We start from the raw sequence: 17,325 nt of genomic DNA, 5'->3' as shown, positions 1-17,325 counted from the left end.
CAAAGAATAAACCACATGTTTGCGAACCTGGGAACGCCGCCCCAATCAAATATCTACCCGGCGTGGGGCAAAGCGCTAGTGGAAGTTGTTGATTTGGCGATTTGTGAGGCGTGGAAACGTGTCAAAAACAGATGCCCGACGGTGCTAGCGACTGGTGACGAGGATCAGATTACTGACGAATTGAAGACAGAGCTTGTGGCACTGAGAAAAGCTGATTTTCCGCCCGGCTTCAATAATTCGCTATTTGGCGTTCCAACTCGTGATTCGAAAGTGCGAAATTCGTCAGGCACATCTATAGACCCTACACCCGATCTCACCATCTACCCGGCCATACCTCGCCCGGAAGTGAGCGACGACCAGCACGATGCGCTATTCTTTGAATGCAAGGTGCTCGATCGGTCTAGGGGGCTAAGCCTGTACGACAAAAAGGGCATGAAGCGATTTGCTGATGGTTGGTATGCGAGTCGCATGCAGCATGCTGGCATGATTGCTTACGTGCTTGGTGGGACAAATACCTCCCCTGTACCCTGCCTGAAGCGATACCTTGGGAAAACAGCCCGCGGTGAAAGTATGACCAACGGCGATCGGCTTGGCTGCCGATCCTTCCCTCAAAAAGTGATGGATTCCCCGGGCTTGATGGCGTCTGACATTGCTAACACTGTTCATGCTCGGCCAAGTTTGACTATCGGCTCGCATGACATCACGCTAAGACACTTGTGGCTACTTCATTGAGGTGCGCTTGGTTTAACGGTGTCGAAATCAGGTTTCCTATTGAGGCCTTCAGGGAAATTACAGTTTACTGTAGAACAAACGAAACAGTTGCCATTTGCGAAATATAGATGCCCCTTTGTTGGGCTCCGTCGGCCAAGAGATGCACATCCAGCATCCGCAGCGGAGCCTCGACGCCATGCGAGAATTGCACTCTCATCACTATCCTTCGAGTACACGATGGATGAACGTATTCATGCACAAATCGTCGCGGGAGAGCAGGTGAACGCCGCGGTGATCCAGATGGAGCAGACGATGCAACGCAATGCCGCGCTGGTCGAGGAGGCGGCGGCCGCGGCACTGTCGCTCGACGAACAGGGCGCGCGGCTGAGCGCGGCGGTCGCGCAGTTCCGGCTGCGCGAAGCGGCGCTCGCGTGACGTGTACGCTTATTGCGGTGCGTCCGGCAACGTGTAGTCGAAGCGGTACGCGTGCTGGCCGTTGTCGATATCGATGAGCATCGTGCCGGACAGCCCGAGCAATTCATCCGTTCCGGAATCGGGCACGACCGTGATCGACTGCGTCGGCTGCCCGCGCGTCATGGTGGAGCAGTGCTGCAGCACGAAGCTGCCCTTGCGCCCGCCGAGCACGCCGTGGACGGTTTCCATCGCGACGTAGCCGGCCGAACCCTGAACGCTGCTGCGAAACGCGAGCATTTCGCCTTGGCTGACGGCTTCCAGATCGCCGTGAAAATGCTTGTCCAGCGACATGCGGCCGAGCCCGCTGTGTTCCGCGACGGGACTCAGGGGTTCCGGATTCAGCTTCACTTCGAATGGACCGCGGGCCTGCAGTTTCATGACTGTTCTCTTCGTTGAATGGGCAAGCGGCACTATAAGCCAACGCTGCCGACGGTGGCTGATCGTCCATATGCGCGATGATCGTCCTGTTTGATACGCGAAAGGACCGACTTGAAAAGTGCGCCGCCGTAGTCCGACATGTTCCTCTACTCGTCGCCTTGACCTTGAAGTTGACTTGAAGCTTAGAGTGCTTGCCGACGACAGTGAATCGGCAGGCTTCGTATCTCGCCTGTCACTGGTCGACCATCGACGGGAGACAACGAACATGGACAGGCGTTTTACACAGGTCGAATTCGGGCCGCACACGGTCGACGTGCCCGAGGGCGGGTACTACGACCGGTTCCGCATGAATCCGGACCTGGATGTCGTGGCGCGCGATCCCGCCGCGGGGAACATCGATTTTTTCCGGCGGATTCCGAAGCGTCAGGTGATCTCGCGGGTGGGCCCGACCTGGGCGCCGAACTTCTACTATCGTTCCAGCAGCATTCAGCTGCTGTTTCTGGCGCCGCTCGAACGCCTGCGCACCATGCTGCCGGTTCCGCTCGAACCGCTGCGGGCGCTGCCCGGCTACGGGCTCGTTGCGCTGACGTTCTTTTCGTACGCGGTGTGCGACAACGATCCGTATGACGAAGTATCGGTCGCGGTGGTGATCCGCCGGCCCGGCGCGAAAGGCTCGCACGCGCTCGAGCTGATCGACTCGATGCGGCGCCGGAGTTTCTTCGCGCACGTGCTCGCGCTGCCGGTCACGACGGAAATCGCGCGGGTACGCGGCGTGCACGGCTATCAGCTGCCCAAGTGGCTCGCGGATATCGACGTGAGCATCGGCGCCACGGCGCGCGCGCGTGTCGCGGGTCCGGGCGGCCGGCCGGATCTGAGCCTGAGCGTGCCGCTGCCGGTGCTGACCAGCGTGCCGTCGCAATCGCACATGGGCACGACGACGATGGTCAACCGCATCGACGGCGCATGGCATCAGGCGTCGGTGCAGACCAACATGCTGTCGTTCGCGCAGCGCCTGTTGCCGCGCAACGTCGAGCTCGTGCGGCACGGTGGGCCGCTCAGCCAGTTGCTCGACGGGCTCGGCGCATCCACAATCATGCGTCTCGACGTGGTCAAGGATGCGCAACTGGTGCTGAATCTGCCGACGCCGTTGACGGCCTTCGATGAACCCGGAAAGCCACGCTAACGATACGGATGCGTGCGACGTGCGCGCACCGAAGGAGTCGTCCATGCCGCAACCGACCTACGATCTCGTCGTATTCGGCGCCACCAGTTTCGTCGGGCAGATCCTGGCCCGCTATCTGTCCGACTTTCTGTCGGACGCCGGTGCGGGCGAAACGCTGCGCTGGGCGATCGCGGGACGATCCGACGCGAAGCTCAGGCAGGTCAGGGATACGCTCGGCGCGGCCGCGCAGACGGTGCCGATCATCGTCGCCGACGCGGCCGACGAGACGCAACTCCGGGCGCTGTGCGCGCAAACGCGGGTGGTGGTGTCCACGGTCGGCCCCTACGCGCTGTACGGCGAGCCGCTGGTCCGGGTCTGCGCGCAGACCGGCACCGACTATTGCGATCTCACCGGCGAAACGCAGTGGATCAAGCGGATGATCGACAAGTACGAGCCCGCGGCCCGCCAATCGGGCGCGCGCATCGTGCATTGCTGCGGCTTCGACTCGGTGCCGTCCGACATGGGCGTGTTCTTCCTGCAGCAACAGGCTCGGCAACAGTGGGGCGTGCCGGCCGCTCACGTGAAGATGCGCGTGAAAACGCTGAAGGGCGGTGCATCGGGCGGCACCGTGGCCAGCGTGATCAACGTGGTGCGAGAAGCGGCTGCCGATCCGGCATTGCGCCGCGAACTGCTCGATCCTTATTCGTTGTGCCCGCAACGGCATGGTTTCACCGTGCGGCAGCATGCGGTTCGATCCGCCGAATTCGATCGCGACTGCGATGCGTGGATCGCGCCGTTCGTGATGGCGGCGATCAACGAGCGCGTCGTGCATCGCTCCAATGCGCTGGCCGGCCATGCGTACGGCAGCCGCTTTACCTATGACGAAGCCGTGATGACGGGCACGGGTCTGAAGGGGCGCATGACCGCGCTGACGATGGTGGCGGGCCTCGGTGCATTCATGGTCGGCGTCCTCATCGGGCCGGTGTGCGGCCTGATGGAGCGCTTCCTGCTGCCGAAACCCGGCGAAGGGCCGAGCGTCGAAGCCCAGCAGGCCGGCCGCTACGATTTGCGCTTCTTCGGCCGCACCGACGACGGCCGAACCTTGCGTGTGAAAGTCACCGGCGATCGCGATCCGGGCTATGGCTCCGCCGGCAAGATGCTCGGCCAGGCCGCGATCGGTCTCGCACTCGATTGCAGCCGTGACGGCGTGAAGACCGGACGCGGCGGCGGGTTCTGGACACCTGCGACGATGTTCGACGAACGCTATATCGAGCGTCTGGTGCGCCATGCCGGGTTGCGCTTCGAGGTGATTTGAACGGAGTCCCGCCGGCGATCGCTCGCGGGCGCTACCGCTACACCCGGTTGCGCTTGCCCGCGCCCGTGCGGGCAGCGGTTTCGTCCAGAATCGTCGCGGCGAATTCGACGGCCGCCGGCATCCGCGCGTCGTGCATCATCACGAATTCCATCTCCGGCAGTTCCGGCAAGCCTTCGGGCAATCCCAGTTCACGAAGCGTGTCGTCGAGCGCGCTGCGCGGCACCGGCGCGATCGCGATGCCGGCCCGTGCGAAGGTGCGGATGCCGGTCACGCTGGGGCTTTCGCACGCGATCCGGTAGCGCATGCCGGCCAGCGCGAGCGCCGTGATGGCGGCGCCGCGGTACGGGCACGGATCGGGGAAACACGCGAGCGGCACGTCGCCTTCCGGAAGCGGCTCGTGGCGCGCGAACGCCCAGACGAGCGGCTCGTGCCATAACGTCGCGCCGTGGCCCGAGTGCGAGCACCGGCTGCCGATCACGAGATCGAATTCGCCGTCGGCATGCCGCCGAAACAGGCTGTCTCCGATGTCGACGACCAGATCCAGCCGCAGGCCGCGCCGCGCGGCGCCATGGCGGCGCATCAGGTCCGGCAGCCAGCCGCCTGCAAAGTCTTCCGACACGCCGATCCGCAGCTTGACGTCGGTGGCGTCACCGGTTCCCAGCCTGGCGCGGGCTTCCGCGCTCAGATTGAGCATCGCGCGTGCGTAGCCGAGCAGCGTTTCGCCATGCCCGGTGAGCGTGACGCTGCGCGTGTTGCGCACGAGCAGCGCCTGGCCGACCTGTTCCTCGAGACGAAGGATCTGCGCGCTGACCGCGGACTGGCTGAGGTTCAACCGACGCCCGGCGCCGGTGAAGCTGCGCACGTCGGCAACCGCAACGAATGTATGAAGCAGCGCCGTGTCGAGGGGAGCATTCATTTATCACCAATCCGGGTTAATTTGATTAATTAATATCGTTTCCGGATTATAGGCCGACCCGATAGGCTGCGAAGCGAAGTGGGCGAGCGCGCATCCGGCGCGCCGTCGTCACTCTTGGCAAGGACCGGCGCCATGACACGCGTGCTCTATATCGAAGGCTCACCCAACAAGGCCCATTCGGCGTCCATCGAGGTATGCAATGCGTTTCTCGACGCGTACCGGCAGGCCCATCCCGATCACGAGATCCGGAAGCTCGATATCTGGGATCTGCCGATGCCCGAATTCGACGCCGCCGCGTTGGCCGCGAAATATGCCGGACTGAGCGGCACGGCGTTGACGTCGGAGCAGGCGGCGGCGTGGCAGCAGATCGAGCGGCTCGCGGCGCCGTTCCACGAAGCGGACAAATTCCTGTTCGGCGTGCCGCTGTGGAATTTCAGCATTCCGTACAAGCTCAAGCACCTGATCGACGTGATCTCGCAGAAGGATGTGTTGTTCACGTTCGACGGAACGGGTTTCACCGGCAAGCTGGCCGGGAAAAAGGCGGCGGTGGTCTACGCACGCGGGCTCGCCTATCAGTCGCCCGGGTCGTTTACGCCGGCCGCCGAATTCGATCTGCAGCGCCCTTACATGGAAACGTGGCTCAAGTTCGTGGGCGTGACGGACATTACGGGGATCGTCGTCGAGCGCACGTTGTTCGGCCCGGACGGGAAGGCCGACCGGAGCCGGGCGATCGACGAAGCACGGGCGATCGCACCGACGTTCTGACGTCGCCGGCGCGGGTCGCGTGTCAGCGCCCGCCGCGTGCGATGGCGAGCGCGACGCCGAAGCCCACCAGCAGGCATCCGAACGTGCGATCGATCCAGTGCCGCAGCGACAGCAGGCGATCGCGGACAGCCGTGGCCGAGAAACAGATCGCCACGAGGCTGAACCAGCCGGCATGGGCGGTCGCGATGAATGCGCCGTAGCCGATCTGCACGATCAACGGCGTGTCGGGCCGGACTGCCTGCATGAACAGGCTGACGATGAACACCGTGGTTTTGGGGTTCAGCGCATTGGTCAGGAAGCCCGTGCGCAGCGCGGCCAGATCGGACAGCGGCGCGACGCGCGTGTCGGCTTGCACGCTGCCGGCTTTCGTCGTGAGCATCTTTGCACCGAGGTAGATCAGGTAGATCGCGCCGATCAGCTTGACGGCATCGAAGAGCCACGGCGACTGACGGATCAGGAGCCCGACGCCCAGCAGCGTATAGCTCACGTGGACCGTCACGCCGAGCCCGATCCCGCACGCGGTGAGCACGCCGGAACGACGCGACTGCATCAGGCTGTTGCGCGTGACCATCGCGAAGTCCGGTCCCGGGCTGATGACGGCCAGCAGCGTAATGGTGACTACGACTATCAGTTCGGTCATGGCGTCGTTCCTGCGGGGGATGTGTTGATGGCACAATCTTATCGATCGTGCCTCATCAGGAAAAACGATGATTTCTGACCAGAATGGTGAGTTTGAATCACAGTCGATTCGGACGAACCTGCCGTCGCTGATGGCGCTGCGCTGTTTCGACGCGGCGGCGCGTCACGAGAATTTCAGTCGCGCGGCGGACGAGCTGTGCCTGACCCATGGTGCCGTCAGCCGCGCGGTGCGCTTGCTCGAGGACGATCTGGGCGTGGCGCTGTTCGAGCGGCGCAGCCGGCGCGTGTTCCTGACCGATGCGGGCCGCACACTCGCCCAGGCCGTCCATGACGGCCTGGGCCTGATGCGTCACGCCGCCCACGCGTTGCGCACCGAGGCCGCCCGTGCGCGGCGTTCGGTGCTGTCGTGCGAGCCGACGCTCCTGATGCGCTGGCTGATCCCGCGCTGGCCGGATTTTCAGGCGCGGCATGCGGGCGTCGATATCCATCTGGCCGCGGCGGGCGGGCCGTTCTCGTTCGACAGCGGTATCGACATGGCGATTCGTCGCAACGATTTCCCGTGGCCGGCGGGGTATCACGCCGAGCATCTGTTCGCCGAACGGGTGGGACCGGTCTGCCGGCCGGACAAGGTCGGTGCGTGGTTTGCGTCGCGGCGCGGCGGACGCGCGTTGAAGCCGGACGCTGCGCTCCTGCATACGCGGACCCGGCCGGACGCCTGGAACGCGTGGGCGCGGGCGGCGAATCAGCCGGCCGCGAACGGGCACGGGCAGCAGTTCGATCATTTCTATTTCAGTCTGCAAGCGGCCGTCGCGGGGCTGGGGGTAGCGATCGGGCCGTGGCATCTGGTGCGCGACGACATCGAAAGCGGTGTGCTGGTTGCGCCGATGGGGTTCGTCGAGGATGGATCGGATTACTACCTGTTGGCCCCCGCGCCAGTGGCGGACGGGAGTGCGCAGGCGGTGTTGTTGGGCTGGTTGAGGGGGATGGTTTGACGCAGGCCGGTACTTCGTCGACGCTCGCTATCGATATCAACGCCCGAGACAATATTGTCGCTTAAGAGGCAGACGCCGCCTCGAATCGAAATAAAGAACGAATGACCTTGCCGATGCTTGCTCATGCCAGCCAGCGAACGGAAAATGGGTCGACCGAGACACGTTTGAAAGCTGGTCATCGGCATGAACAGCCCTTGTCCCGACGCTGCGCAGGGCGGCAGGATGTTGGCCGGCTTTTATCGAAATGGCGTGTTCCGGCGTGCGTCGCTAAAAGAATGCCGATGCGTGCCTTATCGCTGCAACGAATCGGCGCCGGTGAAATCACCGTCAGTCTTCATCTTTTTGATACGGTTTTTTAACGATGCACGCCAACCCTGGGCGACGTCAGGCTGCAGCGAATATTTCCCGTCGCGTTTAAATCCGCATCCTTTACCCGAAGGTCAACGGCGAGGCGAAGCCATGCAACTTCAAACCGGTAATTTATTCAGCGTCGAAGGGCGGCGCGGCGGCGACGAGCGAATCGACATGCTCGTCACGGGCTCGCGCGTGAACGTCGAGCGAATCGTATCAATGGGGCATGCGAGCCCGGCCGGGTTCTGGTATGACGACCCAAGAGCCGAATGGGTCGTGCTGCTGTCCGGCGCGGCCGTGCTCGAATTCGAAGAGGATGCGACGCGGCTCGATATGCGCGCCGGAGATTACGTACTGATCGAGCCGCATTGCCGTCATCGTGTCGCATGGACGCATGACGAACTGCAAACTGTCTGGCTTGCGATCTATTACGAACGCTGAAGAAAGGATGGGCGTGCGGCACGGTCGGTGGATCAACCCGTGCGCGACACGCCGATCGGGCAAAACCTCGTCAACCGGAGCGGCCGTGGAATACCGCCGGTATCGATGTCCCAATCAATGCCCAATTTGCCGGGCAGCGTGTTGAATCACGCGCCAGCCCATATGCGGGGAATCTTATTCCTGGATCAGGAATCGATTGCGATTCTTCGCATCCTTGATCCATGCGGGCGCGCGACCGCGGCCCGACCAGGTGGCCCCGGTCTTCGGATCGCGATACTTGGCCTGCACGGGGGCGCCCGCCTGTTTGGTCGGCCGACCGCGGCGCGTACCGAAAATGTCTTTTTCGGTAATGCCGTATTCCGCGACTTTGGTGCGGATGTCGTCGACGACCGCCTGGAATTCAGCGGCGCGCGCTGCTTCGGCTTTCTCGGCCAAAGCATCCATTTGGGCTTTCAGTTCCTTGTAAGTTGCCATATATCACTCTTCAGGTTGTGTCCATACATGATAGCGGTTTCAACCGGAAATGACGAAGAAAATTGCTTCGACTACGAATTCCATTGTGGATATCGCAATGGATGACTGCTTCGAACACCTGAGAAGTGGCTTGACGGGATCGTTTGCGTCCGATCTTCTCGTACGGGACAAGCTTCGGAGACTCAATTATTCTTTATCTTTTTTCAGAGGGATTGGGGAATTCACTGATGAACAGGGATGAAAAGCTGAAACAGGTCGCAGCCGAATTCGGATTCGATCCGGACGAAACGATCAGGATCGGCGGAAAGTACACGCCGGTCCTGATTGACGGAAGCACCGCCTACATTGCCGGCCAGGTGCCGCGAATCGGGGAAGTCGTGCATTTCGTCGGTATCGTCGGCGAATCCGTTTCGCTGGAAGAGGGCCGCCGCGCGGCCGGCATTTCCGCGCTGCGCGCGCTGGCGCTGATCCGTAAGCAGTGCGGCACGCTCGATGCGATCGCAACGGTGCCGCGCATGACCGTGTACGTGCGAAGCGCGCCCGGCTTCACGATGCAAAGCGAAGTGGCCGACGGCGCGTCGGACGTGTTGGTCGCGGTGCTCGGCGACGCCGGCGTCCATACGCGTTCGTCGGTCGGCGTGCTGCAATTGCCGAAGGGCGCGTCGGTCGAAGCCGATTTCATTTTCGGGCTGAATCGCGGCGCCGCCGCCGGTTGATTCGGGATAACGGCGGCGACCGGACAGCGGCCCGCGTGGTATCGATCAGTGCGCCGTGCGCGAGCGGGCTGTGTCGGGCGTCATCCCGGTCCATTCGTTGAATGCGCGGAAGAACGAATTCGGATCTTGGTAGCCGAGCAGGAAAGCGATCTGACTGTAGGGCAGATCCGAGCGATCGAGGTAATGCCACGCGAGCTTCTCGCGCACTTCCGCCAGCAGGGTTTTGAAGTTCGCGCCTTCGTCGCCGAGCCGCCGCTGCAGCGTCCGCTTGCTGATCGCAAGCGTTTGCGCGACGCCGTCCGCGGTGGCGAGCCCGCCCGGAATCAATTCGAGCAGCGCCGCGCGCACGCGCTCGACGATGCCGGCATCGGCCGACAGCGCGTCGAGGCGACGGCGCAGGTCGGGCTCGAAAATCTGCCACATCGCGTGGTTCGCGGTCACGAACGGACGCCGCGCATCCTGCAGCGCCACGCTCACGGAGGGCGCATCGCCGTACCGCGGCGTCACGCCGAAAAAGCGCGCATAGCCGGGATCGGGGCTGACGTCGCGCGGCAGCGTGACGGCGCGCGCCGGCAACTCGGTACGGGTCGCCAGCCGAGCGAGTTTCACGAAGAAGCCGAGTTCGGCCGCGACCAGCATGCCGGGTGGCGGGATGTCGCGCTCCAGGAAGTCGACCGCGAGGGTCAGCGCGTCGGCCTCGTGCGATACGCGCAACCGGACCGGGCCGATCAGCGGCTTGAACTGGCCGATCCGCCGGAGCGCGATCTCCAGGTTCGGACTGCACAACGCGGCGAACAGAGGCGGATCGAAGGTCTCGACGGTGAGCAGATCGAGGATGCGCAGCGCGACGGCCGGCGTATTCGCCATGTCCTCCATCGCGCGCCACAGACGGAAGTATTCGCGGGTCGTCAGCCCGTTTTCCGGCCGCGTGAACAGATCGGCGGGCAACTGTGCGCACCGCAGCAGTTCGTCGACGCGCAGGCCGAGGTCGACCATCACGACCTGCCAGCCCGGCGAAATCGCGAAGCGGTTCATCGGCGCAATTGCCCGGTTTCGACGAGCTGCTGGAAGAAGTCGTTCATCGACTCGGCGAGCGGGCGGTAACGGATCCCCAGTTCGTTGCGGCTGCGGCTGTTGTCCGCGCGCCAGGGCAGCCCGACGTTGCGCGCGATCATGCGGCGCGTCACGCTCTTGTTCGCGAGCGGGCCGACCAGCCACACCAGCCATTTCGGCAGGATGCGCCGCGGAACCGGATAGTCGGCGCCATACCGTTCCAGCAGCGTGGCGGCCATCGCCGGCAGGCTCGTGTCGTGTGCCGACACGATGTAGCGGCCGTGGGCGCTCGGCAGGAACGCCGCACGCACATGCGCGTCGGCGACGTCGCGGACATCCACTGCGCCCATGCCGAGATCCGGCACGCCGGCCTTCATCGTGCCGTTGCCCATTTGCCGCACGATCTCGAAGCTCTCCGACGTCGCGTACGGATTGATACCCGGCCCGATCACGAGCGACGGATTGATGGTCACGAGATCCCAGCGTTGCTGCTGGCGAGCGATCTTCCACGCTTCGCGCTCGGCGACCGTCTTCGAATACGAATAGGGTTGATGCGTCAGCGACGAGCTGGTGTTCCAGATCGCTTCGGTGAACACACCATCGGGCGTCGCGGCGAGATCGGCGTTGTCGCCGTAGATCGCCGCACAACTGCTGGTCAGCACGACGCGCCGCACCGACGGCGTGCGGTTTGCCGTCTCGAGTACGTTGCGCGTGCCGAGCAGCGCCGGATCGACCAGCTCCTTCTGCGGATCGCGAACGGTGACGGTGAACGGCGACGCGGTATGGAACACGGTCCCGCAACCCGCCATCGCGTCGGCGTACGACCCGGGTTCGAGCAGGTCCGCACGGAAATAGCGGATCGTGCCGGGCTGGCCGGCCGCGATGCGCTGCAGATGCTCGAGCTTGTCCGGGCTGTCGGGGTCGCGGACGGCCGCATGGACCGTCAGGCCGGCCTCGAGCAGCCGCTGCACGAGCCAGCCTGCGACATAACCGGTCGCGCCGGTCACCATGACGGGCAGGTCGGTATCGATATTCATGGACGGGATTCCGTGGCAGAAAGGATGCGCCATGATGCCGCCATTTGCGCGCCACTTCACTCGCAAAGCGCGCCAATCGACATGCAAGGGGCGACAGGCGGCGCGATACCGGGCACGCCCATGCTCGATTCCCCGTCCAGGGAATTGCGACTGCTACGATGCCCCGTGCGTTGGAATCTCGCGAGGCGTGCGACGAAGCCGCACGTCGCTGCCGATGGCCGATTCGTCAGACGTGAAAGCGCACGATTCGCCGGAATGCCGCCATCGTGTTGCCGTGCAACGAGCCGTCGCGCCAGCCGGCCGTTTTTACCCCCGTCCTTTCCGGAAGTCGTCGTCCAGCCCATATCGGCCGGCATCCCCATTTTTGGGGATGCCGGCGCCGAACGGTGGGCCTACGATGGTCAACGGGGCATCGCGACCGGATGTCGCCAGGACAATCGGACAGGCCCGTCATTCCTTTGTCGATCGCCGTGTGCGTCCGCACAATCGGTTGACATGATCGGCGCGTACGCTGATGCGCAACGTATGCGGTGCGTCGTGGCACCGCGGACGATCGCGCGTGGATGACGGAAGGCCTCATGTCGTATTTCGGGGAATTTCAATCAATATGCTCGCACGAGACTATGTGGAACGTGAGCTCTCTCACATCCAGAGAATGGTGGCGCTGCTGGACAGCGAGACGGCCGTCGCCGATGTGTCGATGTCGGGCGCGGGGCGCGTCAGGCATCCGAGATACTGGCGCGGGCGTATCGAGGAACTGCTGTCGACGCCCGACGTGCCGCGTCACGTCAGAAAGCTGAGCGAAGCGGTGCTCGCGAAGATCGACGAGATGGAAGCGCGGTTCACGACGATGAAGTAAGTGCATCGTCGGACCGGGCGGCGCAACGCGCTCCGTCGCATGTTCGGTTGCATCGTCTTGACCGGGCGCCATCTCGCCGACCCGCGCCGCGCAGGCCGCCCCGCGTCAACACGGATTGCTTCTCGCTGTCGAAAATAACCGTTTCGTTTGACGAGAAGCAGTCATCACCGTGGTATTTCGATCACACCCGCATCGGCAATTTGAACAATGAGGCCGATTGAGTAAGATGCCCGAACGGCGTTCAATAAAAACGCACGGCACGGGGTGGCCAGATGCAGATGAACGGGTTGATTCCATCGGCATGGATCGATGACGTCTATGCTGCGGCGCTGGGCGACCAACGATGGGAAGCGGTGCTGGACGGCCTGCGCATGTCGGTCGGCGTACGCATGGCGACGCTGCTGTCGTTCGACGATGCGGCGCGGCTGCCGGCGATCGAGCGGGCGGCCGGCGACGATCCGTCATGGGTCGCCGCGTGCCACCGCAGCTACAACACCGAGTTCTACCTGTACGACCCGGTCGTGCCGGTTGCCGCCGACTGGCAGGCAGGGCGCTGGTTCGAGGACGTCAAGCACCTGTCGGTGCGGCAGCGCACACATGGCGTGTTCTATCGGGAATTCCTGCAGCCGTTCGGGCTCGGCAGCATTTCGGGCCTGTACATCCATCGCGGCGAGGGCGCCGGCGCTTTCCTCAGCGTACAGGGCGGCCCCGAATCGCAAGGGCTGTCCGACGAGCAGCGTCGGGCGATCGAAATCATGGGCGCCCACATCAGCCGCGCGTTGCGCATCCACGCGCGCATCGGCGAGCTCGAAGCGCGCGTGGCCGCCGCGGAATCGGCGCTCGACGCGGTGCCGGTGCCGGTATTCCTGCTCGGCGCGCAGCGTGAACTGCGCTATACGAACCGCGCGGCCGATCAGCTGATCGCCGCCGAACCGGCGCTGCGGGTCCTGAACGGGCGTTTCGCGCCGGAAGGCTGCGTCGACGATGCGCAATGGCGGCATGCATTCGCACGCGGCGGACTGCTGCTGCGTCGTGCGACGGGCGAGCCGCTGCCGCTTGCGTTGATCCCCGTTCCAGAACAGTCGCGTCTCGCGCGCGAACGGCCCGGCGTCGCGGCGCTGATGACGGCCGCCGACGTTCGTTCGCCGTCGGCGCGCGCGCAGCGCTTGCGGGTGTTCTACGGGCTGTCGTCGGCGGAAGCCGATCTCGCCGTGCTGCTGTGCTGCGACGGGCGCTCGCCGCAGGAATGCGCGGCGCTGCGCGGCGTGTCGATCGGCACGGTTCGCGCGCAGATCAAGTCGATCTACACGAAGACGGACGTGGCGCGCGCCGCGCAACTGACGTCGCTGGTCATGCAGACCTGAGCGATCCGTGCGCGCGGGCGCGCCTGCGTTTTTACCTATCCACCGCCGATTCCCTGCAGTACCTTGCCCGTCCCGCCGCAGACGGTGCACGTCTGTCCCTCCACCATGCCGGTGCCGCGGCAGACGCGGCACGTGTCCTCACCGATGCCCGGCGCGTCCGCGGGGCCTTCGTCGCCGGCGTTCGGCGGTGTGGCCGGGTCGGTTGGCGCTGATCGCTTCGTGATCGACATGACTGGCTCCTTTCGCGTTTTCACGCTGTGGCGGCGCGCATCGCGCGTGCCTGTCAGGCGGCACGCCCGACGACGGATCGATCGCACGGTTATCGCGGCGGCGCGGCAAGATCATGGTCAGTCATCCTATAACGTCGACCAATGAAGCGAAAGAAGGCCGTTGAGCGGGCGAAAACCGCGACGCCGATGCGCGATCGGGATCGCGATCCGCTTCCGGAAAACGTTTCGCGAGAAAGGAGGAAAACGGAGAATCCGGTTTCCCGATTCCTCATCAAGCCCTTGATGAAAGCGGTTATACGGGTATGCACCAAGTGAGTTAAACGGTTAACCGACGTACATTCGCTCAACACATCATACGACGTATGACTCGGCGATTGCGGAAATCGTCTCGGCGAAGCCCGAGCGGGCCGCCGGATCGCCGCACAACAACGATCGACCATCCAGGAGACTCACCATGAAGCACCGATTCACCGGCTCCCGTACCGTCCTGGCCGTCGCCTTGATGGCTGGCTTCGCACTGTCTGCGCAGGCGCGCGTGTTCCGCTCGGCGGACGTGCACGGCGACAACTTCCCGACCAACATGGCCGTGAAGTTCATGGGCGACGAACTGTCGAAGCAGACGGGCGGCAAGGATTCGATCAAGGTGTTCGGCAACAGCGCGCTCGGCTCCGAGAAGGACACGGTCGACCAGGTGCGGATCGGCGCGATCGACATGGCGCGCGTGAACGGCGCGTCGTTCAACGAGATCGTGCCGGAATCGCTGATCCCGTCGTTCCCGTTCCTGTTCCGCGACGTCGACCATTTCCGCAAGGCGATGTACGGCCCGGCCGGCCGGAAGATCCTCGATGCGTTCACCGCGAAGGGGATGATCGCGCTGACGTTCTACGAGAGCGGCGCGCGCTCGATCTACGCGAAGCGCCCGGTGCGCTCGCCGGCCGACATGAAGGGGCTGAAGGTGCGCGTGCAACCGTCGGACCTGATGGTCGACGAGATCCGCGCGATGGGCGGCACGCCGACGCCGATGCCGTTCGCCGAGGTATACACGGGCCTGAAGACGGGCCTTGTCGATGCGGCGGAAAACAACCTGCCGTCGTACGAGGAAACCAAGCACTACGAAGTGGCGCCCGATTACTCGGAAACGCAGCACGCGATGACGCCGGAAGTGCTGGTGTTCTCGAAGAAGATCTGGGACACGCTGTCGCCGCAGGAGCAGGCGGCGCTCAGGAAGGCGGCGGCCGATTCGGTGCCGTACTACCAGAAGCTGTGGACCGCGCGCGAGGCGTCCGCGCAGCAACTGGTGACGAAGGGCGGCGCGAAGATCCTGCCGGCCGCGCAAATCGACCGCGCGGCGTTCGTGAAGGCGATGCAGCCGCTGTGGACCAAGTATGAAAAGACGCCGCAGATGAAGCAGATCGTCGACGAGATCGAGGCCACCAAGTGACGCGTCGCACTTCCTTGAATGGCGCCGCGACCGTGGGCTCGCCGGACGCGCCGGCCACCGACGGCGCGCCGCCGTGCCGGCCGCGCGCGGCCGCGCCGCTGCTGCGGTGCGTGAACGACGGGCTGTTCCGCGTGCTCGCCGTGATCGCGTCGGCGTGCCTCGCGGTGCTCACGGTGCTGGTGTTCTATGCGGTCGTGATGCGCTACGTGTTCGAGAACGCACCGGATTTCGTCGAGCCGATCGCGCTGTTGCTCGTGATCGTGATCGCGATGTTCGGCGCCGCGATGAAGGTGCGCGACGGCGGCCACATCGGCCTCGATTCGCTGGTGCGGCGACTGTCGCCGAAGGCGCGCACGGTCGTCGTCGCGATCCAGCACCTGAGCCTGATCGCGTTCGCGATCATGATCATGATCGGCTGCGGCAGCATGGCCGTCGAGACGATGGGCGACCGCATCCCGATCATCGGGCTGCCCGAAGGCGTGCGCTACCTGATCACGATGCCCGCGGCGGTTGCGATCATCTTCTTCTCGCTCGAGCACCTGCTCGCGCTTCGCCGTTCTTCGTCGGGACAATAACGCCATGGAACTCGCGATCCTGTCCGTCAGTTTTCTGATATTCCTCGTGCTGGGCGTGCCCGTGTCGTTCGCGCTCGGCATTGCATGCGTACTGACCTACATGGTCGAAGGCCTGCCGATCGCGACCGCGATGCAGGCGATGATCTCGGGGATGAACGCGTTCTCGTTCCTCGCGGTGCCGTTCTTCATCTTCTCCGGCGAGCTGATGCTGCATGGCGGCATCGCGGACCGGATCCTGCGCTTCGCGCAGGCGACCGTCGGCCACTTCCGCGGCGGCCTCGGGATGGCGAACGTCGTCGCGTGCACGCTGTTCGGCGGCGTGTCGGGCTCGCCGACCGCCGATACGTCTGCGATGGGCGGCGTGGTGATTCCGCTGATGAAGCGCGAAGGCTACAGCGCCGCGTACGCGGTCAACGTGACCACGCACGCATCGCTCGCCGGCGCGCTGATGCCGACGTCGACCAACATGATCATCTACGCGTTCGCCGCGCAGGGCATTACCGGGATGCTGCACGGCCAGCCGGTGAGCGGCGTGTCGATCGGCGACCTGCTGTTCTCGGGACTCCTGCCGGTGTTGTGGGTGATGGGCTTCGTGCTCGCCGCCGCGTACTGGCAGGCCGTGCGTCACGGCTACCCGCGCCGTGAGGACGGCTCGTCCGCGCTGCCGCGGTTTCCCGGCTGGTATGCGGTGCTGCGCAGCTTCGTCGGTGCGGTGCCCGGGCTGATGGTGATCGCGATCATCCTCGTGTGCGTCGCGAAGGGCATCGCCACCGCGACCGAAGCGGCCGCGATCGCCGTCGTGTACTCGCTCGTGCTGACCGCGGTGGTCTACCGCACGCTGACGGCCGAGAAGCTGCGCCGCGCGCTGTCGCATGCGGCGCGCACGACGGGTGTCGTGCTGCTGCTGATCGCCGTGTCCAACATGCTGCGCTTCCAGATGTCGTACCTGGAGATCCCGGATGCGATCGAAGGGCTGTTGAAGCAGTCGACCGCGGCGCCGTGGCTGATGCTGCTGTACATCAACATCATCCAGGTGTTCCTCGGCACGTTCGTCGACATGGCCGCGCACATCCTGATCACGACGCCGCTGTTCCTGCCGATCGCGATGGCGTGCGGCGTCGGGCCGGTGCAGTTCGGGATCATGCTGCTGCTGAACTGCTCGCTCGGCCTCGTGCATCCGCCGATCGGGTCGGTGCAGTTCGTCGGTTGCGCGATCGGCAACGTGTCGATCGGCGAGACGACGAAGATGGCGTGGCCGTACTACCTCGCGATCTTCAGCGCGATCAATATCGTCACGTACATGCCGTTCTTCTCGACGTGGCTGCCGAGCCTGATCAGCGGGCACGCGGTATTCTGATTGCACGCTTTGCCTGTCGCGGCGCCGGACACCCTTGGTCGTCCGGCGCCGCGGCCGCATGTGGGCGCTTGCCGG

At 64.4% G+C, this 17,325-nt stretch carries 19 protein-coding genes and 1 pseudogene; 13 read left to right on the top strand and 7 right to left on the bottom strand.

Annotated elements, in window-relative coordinates; all coding sequences use genetic code 11:
- The first annotated feature begins 15 nt into the window (after positions 1–15).
- A complete protein-coding gene (locus CFB49_RS36165) occupies positions 16–732 on the top strand; it encodes a hypothetical protein (protein WP_141723454.1) in 717 nt (238 codons plus the stop codon).
- A gap of 252 nt (positions 733–984) precedes the next feature.
- Positions 985–1,146 (top strand): annotated as a pseudogene (locus CFB49_RS37210) (methyl-accepting chemotaxis protein); the annotation flags it as partial.
- Positions 1,147–1,155: 9 nt separating this feature from the next.
- Here CFB49_RS37210 and CFB49_RS34680 read toward each other — a convergent pair.
- Positions 1,156–1,563, bottom strand: coding sequence for a DUF3224 domain-containing protein (locus CFB49_RS34680; protein ID WP_089493638.1), 408 nt, complete (start codon positions 1,561–1,563; stop codon positions 1,156–1,158).
- Positions 1,564–1,828: 265 nt separating this feature from the next.
- On the opposite strand from CFB49_RS34680, the gene CFB49_RS34675 reads away from it, so the two are divergent.
- Positions 1,829–2,746 carry an acetoacetate decarboxylase family protein gene (locus CFB49_RS34675; protein ID WP_089493637.1) on the top strand — a complete coding sequence of 306 codons (918 nt, stop codon included), beginning with the start codon at positions 1,829–1,831 and terminating at the stop codon, positions 2,744–2,746.
- Positions 2,747–2,789: 43 nt separating this feature from the next.
- Complete coding sequence (locus CFB49_RS34670; protein WP_089493756.1) at positions 2,790–4,040, top strand: saccharopine dehydrogenase family protein; 1,251 nt, start codon at positions 2,790–2,792, stop codon at positions 4,038–4,040.
- Between the two features lie 37 nt (positions 4,041–4,077).
- On the opposite strand, the gene CFB49_RS34665 is transcribed toward CFB49_RS34670, so the two are convergent.
- Positions 4,078–4,956: a LysR substrate-binding domain-containing protein gene (locus CFB49_RS34665; RefSeq protein WP_089438048.1), complete on the bottom strand. Its 879-nt coding sequence runs from the start codon at positions 4,954–4,956 to the stop codon at positions 4,078–4,080.
- 132 nt (positions 4,957–5,088) lie between these two features.
- Here CFB49_RS34665 and CFB49_RS34660 point away from each other — a divergent pair, with 132 nt between their 5' ends.
- Positions 5,089–5,721, top strand: a complete 633-nt coding sequence (locus CFB49_RS34660; protein ID WP_089438047.1) for an FMN-dependent NADH-azoreductase — start codon at positions 5,089–5,091, stop codon at positions 5,719–5,721.
- A gap of 22 nt (positions 5,722–5,743) precedes the next feature.
- Here CFB49_RS34660 and CFB49_RS34655 read toward each other — a convergent pair whose 3' ends face one another.
- Positions 5,744–6,361 (bottom strand): LysE family translocator, encoded by a 618-nt coding sequence (locus CFB49_RS34655; protein WP_089493636.1) that lies wholly within the window; start codon positions 6,359–6,361, stop codon positions 5,744–5,746.
- Between the two features lie 67 nt (positions 6,362–6,428).
- On the opposite strand from CFB49_RS34655, the gene CFB49_RS34650 reads away from it, so the two are divergent.
- The gene (locus tag CFB49_RS34650; RefSeq protein ID WP_089493635.1) at positions 6,429–7,352 is read left to right on the top strand and encodes a LysR family transcriptional regulator; all 924 of its coding nucleotides are present in this window, start codon (positions 6,429–6,431) and stop codon (positions 7,350–7,352) included.
- 459 nt (positions 7,353–7,811) lie between these two features.
- Positions 7,812–8,144, top strand: a complete 333-nt coding sequence (locus CFB49_RS34645; RefSeq protein WP_069619818.1) for a cupin domain-containing protein — start codon at positions 7,812–7,814, stop codon at positions 8,142–8,144.
- A 174-nt stretch (positions 8,145–8,318) separates the two neighbouring features.
- On the opposite strand, the gene CFB49_RS34640 is transcribed toward CFB49_RS34645, so the two are convergent.
- Positions 8,319–8,618: an H-NS histone family protein gene (locus CFB49_RS34640; protein WP_089493634.1), complete on the bottom strand. Its 300-nt coding sequence runs from the start codon at positions 8,616–8,618 to the stop codon at positions 8,319–8,321.
- A 227-nt stretch (positions 8,619–8,845) separates the two neighbouring features.
- Here CFB49_RS34640 and CFB49_RS34635 point away from each other — a divergent pair, with 227 nt between their 5' ends.
- A complete protein-coding gene (locus CFB49_RS34635) occupies positions 8,846–9,334 on the top strand; it encodes a RidA family protein (protein WP_089493633.1) in 489 nt (162 codons plus the stop codon).
- A 45-nt stretch (positions 9,335–9,379) separates the two neighbouring features.
- Here the strand turns inward: CFB49_RS34635 and CFB49_RS34630 are convergent, their stop codons facing one another.
- Positions 9,380–10,369, bottom strand: a complete 990-nt coding sequence (locus CFB49_RS34630) for an AraC family transcriptional regulator (protein WP_089438043.1) — start codon at positions 10,367–10,369, stop codon at positions 9,380–9,382.
- Complete coding sequence (locus CFB49_RS34625) at positions 10,366–11,424, bottom strand: NAD-dependent epimerase/dehydratase family protein (protein ID WP_179235002.1); 1,059 nt, start codon at positions 11,422–11,424, stop codon at positions 10,366–10,368. Before CFB49_RS34625 ends, CFB49_RS34630 begins: the two co-directional genes overlap by 4 nt.
- A gap of 607 nt (positions 11,425–12,031) precedes the next feature.
- Between CFB49_RS34625 and CFB49_RS34620 the strand changes: the two genes are divergently transcribed.
- Together CFB49_RS34620 and CFB49_RS34615 are read left to right on the top strand one after the other, a co-directional pair.
- Positions 12,032–12,283, top strand: coding sequence for a hypothetical protein (locus CFB49_RS34620; RefSeq protein ID WP_069619822.1), 252 nt, complete (start codon positions 12,032–12,034; stop codon positions 12,281–12,283).
- Positions 12,284–12,561: 278 nt separating this feature from the next.
- Positions 12,562–13,647: a helix-turn-helix transcriptional regulator gene (locus CFB49_RS34615; RefSeq protein ID WP_249190429.1), complete on the top strand. Its 1,086-nt coding sequence runs from the start codon at positions 12,562–12,564 to the stop codon at positions 13,645–13,647.
- A gap of 35 nt (positions 13,648–13,682) precedes the next feature.
- On the opposite strand, the gene CFB49_RS34610 is transcribed toward CFB49_RS34615, so the two are convergent.
- Entirely contained in the window at positions 13,683–13,877 is a 195-nt protein-coding gene (locus CFB49_RS34610; protein ID WP_069619824.1) for a hypothetical protein, read from the bottom strand.
- A 454-nt stretch (positions 13,878–14,331) separates the two neighbouring features.
- Here CFB49_RS34610 and CFB49_RS34605 point away from each other — a divergent pair, with 454 nt between their 5' ends.
- Genes CFB49_RS34605 through CFB49_RS34595 form a run of 3 tightly spaced genes read left to right on the top strand, consistent with a single transcriptional unit; the run spans position 14,332 to position 17,250 of the window.
- Positions 14,332–15,318 carry a TRAP transporter substrate-binding protein gene (locus tag CFB49_RS34605; protein ID WP_089438042.1) on the top strand — a complete coding sequence of 329 codons (987 nt, stop codon included), beginning with the start codon at positions 14,332–14,334 and terminating at the stop codon, positions 15,316–15,318.
- Positions 15,315–15,893, top strand: coding sequence for a TRAP transporter small permease (locus CFB49_RS34600; RefSeq protein WP_089438041.1), 579 nt, complete (start codon positions 15,315–15,317; stop codon positions 15,891–15,893). The genes CFB49_RS34605 and CFB49_RS34600 overlap by 4 nt, the downstream gene beginning before the upstream one ends.
- 4 nt (positions 15,894–15,897) lie before the next feature.
- On the top strand, positions 15,898–17,250 hold the full coding sequence (locus tag CFB49_RS34595) for a TRAP transporter large permease (protein ID WP_006481162.1): 1,353 nt from the start codon (positions 15,898–15,900) through the stop codon (positions 17,248–17,250).
- Positions 17,251–17,325: the final 75 nt, after the last annotated feature.

The organism is Burkholderia sp. AU17457, assembly GCF_002223255.1.
Taxonomy (GTDB): Bacteria; Pseudomonadota; Gammaproteobacteria; order Burkholderiales; family Burkholderiaceae; genus Burkholderia; species Burkholderia sola.
This window is presented reverse-complemented; position numbering and strand designations above follow the sequence as displayed.